The sequence below is a fragment of the Kitasatospora sp. NPDC057223 genome (genome assembly GCF_042669755.1).
Lineage (GTDB): Bacteria > Actinomycetota > Actinomycetes > Streptomycetales > Streptomycetaceae > Kitasatospora.
This window is the reverse complement of the sequence record NZ_JBHUWW010000125.1, coordinates 19887-27416: the sequence shown is the minus strand read 5'-3', so window position 1 is coordinate 27416 and position 7530 is coordinate 19887. Positions and strand designations below refer to the sequence as shown.

At 75.2% G+C, this 7530-nt stretch carries 5 protein-coding genes; 2 read left to right on the top strand and 3 right to left on the bottom strand.

All coding sequences use genetic code 11. The features are described from left to right. Nucleotides 1–308: 308 nt before the first annotated feature. Nucleotides 309–1358, bottom strand: coding sequence for an NlpC/P60 family protein (locus ACFUK0_RS31900; protein ID WP_380255970.1), 1050 nt, complete (start codon nt 1356–1358; stop codon nt 309–311). Between the two features lie 244 nt (nt 1359–1602). Between ACFUK0_RS31900 and pcrA the strand changes: the two genes are divergently transcribed. Then, nucleotides 1603–4254, top strand: a complete 2652-nt coding sequence (pcrA, locus tag ACFUK0_RS31895) for a DNA helicase PcrA (protein ID WP_380255969.1) — start codon at nt 1603–1605, stop codon at nt 4252–4254. A 52-nt stretch (nt 4255–4306) separates the two neighbouring features. On the opposite strand, the gene ACFUK0_RS31890 is transcribed toward pcrA, so the two are convergent. Further along, the gene (locus tag ACFUK0_RS31890; protein WP_380255968.1) at nt 4307–5080 is read right to left on the bottom strand and encodes a M23 family metallopeptidase; all 774 of its coding nucleotides are present in this window, start codon (nt 5078–5080) and stop codon (nt 4307–4309) included. A 321-nt stretch (nt 5081–5401) separates the two neighbouring features. Here ACFUK0_RS31890 and ACFUK0_RS31885 point away from each other — a divergent pair, with 321 nt between their 5' ends. Further along, on the top strand, nt 5402–5809 hold the full coding sequence (locus ACFUK0_RS31885; protein WP_380255967.1) for a cobalamin B12-binding domain-containing protein: 408 nt from the start codon (nt 5402–5404) through the stop codon (nt 5807–5809). 58 nt (nt 5810–5867) lie between these two features. On the opposite strand, the gene ACFUK0_RS31880 is transcribed toward ACFUK0_RS31885, so the two are convergent. Then, nucleotides 5868–7520, bottom strand: coding sequence for a DUF5691 domain-containing protein (locus ACFUK0_RS31880; RefSeq protein ID WP_380255966.1), 1653 nt, complete (start codon nt 7518–7520; stop codon nt 5868–5870). Nucleotides 7521–7530: the final 10 nt, after the last annotated feature.

Here is a 7530-nt window from a genome sequence, read left to right as displayed (position 1 = left end):
GCTCCGGTACCGGAGCGGCGGGCCCGCGTGCGAGGGTTCAGCCCCAGGCGGAGTCGTCGTCACAATTGCGGGTGGTCTTCGTGAAAGCGGAGATACCGGACGGTCGCATGATGTGTTCCCCCAGAGGTGTGGTGCTGACGGTGTGCCGGACGAGGGCGATCGGCCCGACCGGGCCGGATCCGAGGTGAGTGCGTCCCGGCGCTGCGCGGGCCCATCCCGTGCCCTCACCTTCAGGACGTCCATCCTCGCCGGTGGTTGCGGGTGCCTCAAGGCATTTTTCGGCGAGCACGTCAGAAGGCCGCGGCCGCTCAGGACGGCCGGACGGCGCCCGCGAACGGCATCACGTCGATGCCCTCGTAGCGGACCGGGGCGCCCGGGTGCGGGGCGTGGATCATCCGGCCGCCGCCCGTGTAGAGGCCGACGTGGCTGATGCCGCTGTAGAAGAACACCAGGTCGCCCGGCTGGAGTTCGCCGAGTCCGACGCGCCCGGCGGCGTCGATCTGGTCGTAGGTGGTGCGCGGCAGGGCGACGCCGGCGGCGGCCCAGGCGGCCTGGACGAGGCCCGAGCAGTCGTAGGAGCCGGGGCCGGTGGCGCCCCAGACGTACGGCTTGCCGAGCTGGGCGCGGGCGAACGCGACGGCTGCCGCGGCGCGGCCGGTGGCGGCCTCGGCGTGGGCCTCGGCGGTGAGGCCGGCCGGGCCGAGTGCCGGGCGGTCGTCCGCACGGGAGGCGCGGCCGTCGGCCTGGCGCTCCTCGGCCGTCAGCCGGGCCAGCAGGGCCTGCGCGCGGGCCAGCCGGTCCTGGACGGTGGCCTTGTCGGCGGCCAGTTCGCGCTGCTGCGCGGCGAGGTCGTCGAGCCGCTGCCGGGCCTCGGCGGTGCGGGTGTCCAGGTCGAGGCGCTGCTGCCCGAACTGCGCCAGGGTCTGCCGCTCGATGGTGCCGGCCTGGCCGAGCATGCCGGCCCGCTGCAGGAACTGCCGGGGGTCGTCGGAGAGGGCGAGCTGCAGGGCGGAGGAGAGCCCGGCGGTGCGGTACTGCTCGGCGGCGAGCGTGCCGAGCCGCTCGCGGGTGGCGTCCATCGCGGCGGCCTTGCGGGCCACCTCGTCCTGGAGCGCGCTGACCTGCCTCCGCAGCGCGTCCGTCCGCTCCCTCGCCCCGTCGTAGCGCTGGGTGGCCTGCTCGGCCTGCCGGTACAGCTCGTCCACCTGCGCCCGGATCTGCTCGGCGGCGGGCCGCGGCTCGGCGTGTCCGGCCGGGGCGAGGACGGTGACGGCCGCGGCCGCCCCGGCGACGGTGGCCGCGGTGCGGCGGGTCCGGCGGCCGAAGGGGGCGGGCCCGGGCTTCCTGTGCGACGCCATGGCGGCGTCCTCCTTTCGCTCCGGCCGGGTACTGCCGAGTCGGCCGGCTCAGGACGGGGACGCTAGCCGGGTCGCGGGCCGGCCGGGCCGGAAGTCACGGTCTTGTCGGCAAGTTTCCGGAATCTTGTCCTCCGGTACCGGTCCGTGGCGGATCATGGTGACGACGGGCACCGGAACCGATCGGATCGGCGGCCCGGATGATCCGGCCGGTGGTGTCGGTGCCGGGTCATAGACTCGGAGTGCCATGAGTAGCCTCTTTGACGACCTCCCGCTCCCCGGTTTCGAGCTGCCCGACGTCCGCAAGCCCGCAGCCGGGTCGAAGCAGTCCGCCGCCGTGCCCGCCCTCGCCGCGCCCGTCGAGGAGGAGCCCCCGCCGTACGAGGACGACGTCCCGTACGACGCCTACGAGGAGGCCATCCCGGCGGGCCTCTTCCAGACGGACCACGCCGCGGCCGCCGAGCGCGACGCCTGGCACCGCAACGGCGCCGCCCGCACCGTGATCGACCCGGCGCAGCTGCTGGAGGGGATGAACGACCCGCAGCGCGAGGCGGTCGTGCACGCCGGTTCGCCGCTGCTGCTGGTGGCCGGCGCCGGCTCCGGCAAGACCCGGGTGCTGACGCACCGGATCGCGTACCTGCTCGGCGCCCGGCACGTGCAGCCCGGCGAGATCCTGGCGATCACGTTCACCAACAAGGCGGCCGGCGAGATGCGCGAGCGCGTCGAGCAGCTGGTCGGGCCGCGCGCCCGGGCGATGTGGGTGTCCACCTTCCACAGCGCGTGCGTGCGGATCCTGCGCCGGGAGAGCAAGCTGCTCGGCTTCACCTCCAGCTTCTCGATCTACGACTCGGCCGACTCGCAGCGGCTGATGGGCCTGGTCTGCCGTGACCTGGACCTCGACCCGAAGCAGTTCCCGCCGAAGTCCTTCACGTCGAAGATCAGCAACCTGAAGAACGAGCTGATCGACGAGGAGACGTACGCCGGCCAGGCGGCCAACCCGATGGAGAAGAAGCTCGCCGAGGCGTACGTCCTCTACCAGCGGCGCCTGCGCGAGGCGAACGCGCTGGACTTCGACGACATCATCATGACCACGGTGAACCTGCTCCAGGCGTTCCCCGACGTCGCCGAGCACTACCGGCGGCGGTTCCGGCACATCCTGGTCGACGAGTACCAGGACACCAACCACGCCCAGTACATGCTGGTCCGCGAGCTGAGCGGCGGCGCCGCGTCCAGCGCCCCGAAGCGCACCGTGGACGGCGACTTCGTGAACCCGGCGGCCGGCCGGCTCTCCGAGGTGCCGCCCGCCGAGCTGTGCGTGGTGGGTGACGCCGACCAGTCGATCTACGCCTTCCGCGGGGCGACGATCCGCAACATCCTCCAGTTCGAGGAGGACTACCCGGACGCCACCACGATCCTGCTGGAGCAGAACTACCGCTCCACCCAGACCATCCTGAGCGCCGCCAACGCCGTCATCGAGCGCAACACCGGCCGCCGCGAGAAGAAGCTCTGGACGGCCGGCGACGACGGTGAGAAGGTCGTCGGCTACGTCGCGGACGACGAGCACGGCGAGGCCCAGTTCATCGCCGACGAGATCGACCGCCTCACCGACGCGGGCGCCGCCCGGCCCGGTGACGTGGCGATCTTCTACCGGACGAACGCCCAGTCCCGCGTGTTCGAGGAGGTGTTCATCCGGGTCGGCCTGCCGTACAAGGTCGTCGGCGGGGTGCGCTTCTACGAGCGCAAGGAGGTCCGGGACGTCCTCGCCTACCTGCGGGTGCTCTCCAACCCCGAGGACACCGTGCCGCTGCGCCGGATCCTCAACGTCCCGAAGCGGGGCATCGGCGACCGCGCCGAGGCGATGATCGACGCCCTCTCGGCCCGTGAGCGGATCAGCTTCGCGCAGGCGCTCGTGCGGGTCGACGAGGCGTACGGGATGGCCTCGCGCTCCGCCAACGCGGTGAAGAAGTTCAACACGCTGATGGCCGGGCTGCGGCAGGTCGTCGAGTCCGGCGCCGGCCCGGCCGCCGTGCTGGAGGCGGTGCTGGAGGAGACCGGCTACCTGGCCGAGCTCCAGTCCTCCACCGACCCGCAGGACGAGACCCGGGTGGAGAACCTCCAGGAGCTCGCCTCGGTCGCGCTGGAGTACGAGCAGGACCCGGGCGAGCGCCCGGGTGCCGAGGAGGGCGACGGCAGCCCGCAGCCCGGCTCGCTGGCCGACTTCCTGGAGCGGGTCGCGCTGGTCGCCGACTCCGACCAGATCCCGGAGGACGAGGACGGCGCGGGCGTCATCACGATGATGACGCTGCACACCGCCAAGGGCCTGGAGTTCCCCGTCGTCTTCCTGACCGGCATGGAGGACGGCATCTTCCCGCACATGCGGGCGCTCAACCAGGTCAAGGAGCTGGAGGAGGAGCGGCGGCTCGCCTACGTCGGCCTGACCCGGGCCCGGCAGCGGCTCTACCTGACCAGGTCGGTGCTGCGCAGCGCCTGGGGCCAGCCCTCGTACAACCCGGCCTCGCGGTTCCTGGAGGAGATCCCGGAGACGCTGGTGGAGTGGAAGCGCAAGGGCGCGGCCGCGGTGCCCGCCTCGCGCGGCTCCTTCAGCGGCAGCTCGGGATCGGGCGGGTTCACGGCCGGCAGCAGTGGGTCGCGGGGCTCCTCGCGCGGCGCCGGTGCGGCCGCCTCGCCGAAGGCCGGCTGGGGCCAGTCGGCGCGCCGGGTGGTCGAGCGGGAGGTCGTCGGCCTGGCGGTCGGCGACCGGGTCACCCACGACACCTTCGGCCTCGGCACGGTGGTGGCGACCAGCGGCGTCGGCGACAAGGCGCAGGCCACCGTCGACTTCGGCTCGACGGGCCGCAAGCAGCTGCTGCTGAGGTACGCGCCGGTCGAGAAGCTCTGACCGGGGGGCTGACGGCCCGCGCCGTGCCCGACCGGGCCGTCGGTGCGGGCCGTCAGCGCGGGTCGAGCCCCTGGGCGAGCAGCCAGGGCAGCGGGTCGATCGGGGCGCCGCCGCCGGGGCGGACCTCGAAGTGCAGGTGCGGACCGGTGCTGTTCCCGCTGCTGCCGGAGTAGGCGATGGTGTCGCCCGCCTTCACCTGGCCCTTGCGGACCTTGTACGTGCGCAGGTGGCAGTACCAGGTCTCGGTGCCGTCCGGGGCCGTCACGATCGCCATGTACCCGTACGCCGAGTTCCACTGGGTGCGGACGGTGCCGTCGGTGGCGGCCATCACCGGCGTCCCGCCCAGGACGGGGAAGTCGATCCCGGTGTGCCGGGCCGTCCAGTGGGTGCCCGCCTCGCCGTACGTCGCGCTCAGGCCGTGCAGGGTGACCGGCAGGACGACCTTCGGGCGCTCGGGAGTGGGCGCGGGGGCGGGCGTGCTCGGCGCGGGGGAGGGCTCCTGGCCCGCCAGCTCGGGCCGGGCGTCGCCACGGGCGGCGCGTTCGGTGTCCGTCCCGGCCGCCGGGCCGGGACTGCGGCCGTCGTCGGGGGTGGTGACCGGGGCGTCCTCGGGGGCCGGTTCGGCCACCACGCGCCGGGCCGCGTCGCTCTGCACCGTGACGGCTGCGGCTCCGGCGACGCCGAGCGCGGCCAGCGACGGCAGGGCGACACCCAGCAGTGCCTTCCGGGTCGCGGCCCGTGCGGAGTCGCGGCGCTCCGCACGCGACTGCGCGCGGGCAGCCACCCGCAGCTCCGCACGGGTGGGGCGGGGTGCTGCGTCGGGCATCGGGCGCGGCCTCCTCGGGGGGTCCTCGGGAGTTCCTCGGACGTTCCCCGGGCGAGGAGGAAGGGCGAGGGAGAAAACAGCCGCGACTGTAGCCGTTGTGGCGGAGTCCGGACAAAAGTGCGGATGTCAAGAGGCCTGACGGTCATTCGGGCCGCCGCCGGCGGGCCGCCCGGCGTTCCTTCGGCAGGCGCGTCGGCCAACCGGCGCCGGGTGGCGCTAACCTCTCCTCAGGCCGGTTATCGGTCGTTAACACGGCGCCCGCGCCCGGCGAGATCCGGTGGGGGCGGTGGACAGCGTCGTCCAGTCGTCCAGGAGGCAGTGATGGGTGTGTCAGGGCCGATCCGTGTGGTGGTCGCCAAACCGGGGCTCGACGGGCACGACCGCGGCGCCAAGGTGATCGCACGCGCTCTGCGCGACGCCGGCATGGAGGTCATCTACACGGGCCTGCACCAGACGCCCGAGCAGGTGGTCGACACCGCGATCCAGGAGGACGCGGACGGCATCGGGCTGTCGATCCTCTCCGGCGCCCACATGACGCTCTGCGCGCGCGTGCTGGAACTCCTCCGGGAGCGGGACGCCGCGGACATCAAGGTCTTCTGCGGCGGGATCATCCCGGAGGCCGACATCGTGGAGCTCAAGGCGCTCGGGGTCGCGGACATCTTCACCCCGGGGACGCCCACCCGGGACGTGGTGGCCTGGGTCGAGGCCAACCTCCGCGCGGCGAGCTGAGCCCGGCGCGGGCGGGTGCGGTGCGGGCGGGCGCGGCACCGCACCCGCCCGCGCTCCCTCAGCCGGCCAGCTCGGCCAGCATCGCGGCGCGGAACCGCAGCGTCCCGGCGAGCCGGGCGAAGGTCTCCGCCCAGGCCGTGTCCGGGGCGGCGTCGGCCGCCAGGGCCTCCACCGCCGCGGCCGTGGCGGGCGCCAGCGCCCGCTCGGTCATCCCCAGCACTCCGCTGTGGCTCCACGGGTAGGCGCCCGAGCCGGCGGCCCGCTCCAGCGCGGCGACCACGGCGGTGGACAGGGGCGGCGTCCACGGGGTGGCGCACGCCCCCAGCAGCTGGAACGCCTCGCCCAGTCCGTGCGTCCGGATGAACGCCGCCGTCCAGAGGGCCCGCTCGGGTGCGGGCAGCACCGAGAGCAGCTTGGCCGGCGCCCCGGCCGTCCGGGCGCTCCGCCCGCCCCGGCCCGGCCGGGGCGCCGGCCCGAGCAGTGCCCGCGCCCAGTCGGCGTCGTGCTGCCGCACGGCGGCCCGGGCCCAGGCCTCGCGCAGGTCGTCGGTCCAGCTGCTGTCACCGGCCCCCGCCTCCGCGTCGGCCACCGGGAGGGCGAGCAGTTCGCGGGGGGACAGCCCGCCGAGGTCCGTCCAGGTCCGCAGCGGTGCGGCCGCGATCAGTTCGCCGAACCACCAGGCCCGCTCGCCGCGCCCGGTCGGCGAGGCGGGCGCTATGCCGTCGCGCTGCATCGCGGCGTCGCACTCGGTGGGCGGTGAGACCAACAGCCCGCGGCCGTCCTCGCGGAGCCGGACGGCGGCGCGGGCCCGCTCCGCCATCCGGTCCCCGAGGGCGGAGCCGGGCAGGGTGGAGAGCAGTTCGGCGGCCGTCGCCCGGACGTTCTTGCTGCGGTCCCCGAGGGCGGCCTCCAGGAACGGCTCGTCCTCGGCGCACAGGCCGTCCTGGAGGGCGTCCAGGAAGAGCAGGCGGTCCTCGGCGCGCTCGGTCGGCCAGGTGCTGCGGAGCAGTTCGAGCCCGGCCGCCGGATCGCTGCGGCGCAGCGCGGTCAGGTGGGTGACGCGCTCGGCGAACAGCCCCTCGTGCCAGAGCCGGTCGCCGGGTCCGCCCGCCGGGTCCGCCACGGCGCCGGCCGTACCCGTACCGGCGGCGGTCGTGGTGCGCAGGACGAAGCGCCAGTCCTTGTTCCGCTCCGCCAGCCACCGCCCGAGCGGGCCGGTCAGCGCGACCACGTCGCCGCGCAGCTCGCTGCGGGCCCGCGCGCCGTCCAGCAGGGCGGGCACGAGCGCGGCGGGCGGCCGGTAGCCGTGGGCCACGGCGGTGGCGAGCCACTGCGGGAGCAGCTCGGTCAGGTTGGCGAGCGTGCCGCCGGCGCCGCCGGTACGGCCGGCCAGCAGGATCGCCAGCCGCCGGGCGGCGGCGGCGGGCAGCTCGGGCCGGGTGTCCGGCGGGGCGGCCCCGTCGGCCGGCCCGGCGCCGGCCGGCCGTTCGACTGGCAGCGCCCCGGCCCGGCGGCGGACGGCCGCGAGGGCGGCCAGCTCCAGCAGGGCGGTGGCCGGGTCGGTGCGGTCGACCGCCGCGGCGGCGGCGACCTGCGCGGGCGAGCCCGCGGGCGCGGGGAGGGGGCGGCGGTCGGTGCCCAGCAGGGCGGCCGTCTGCAGCTCCTCCCACGGGTCGGCGGGGGGCGTGGGTCTGGTTCGGGTGGCCGTCACGGGAGGGCTC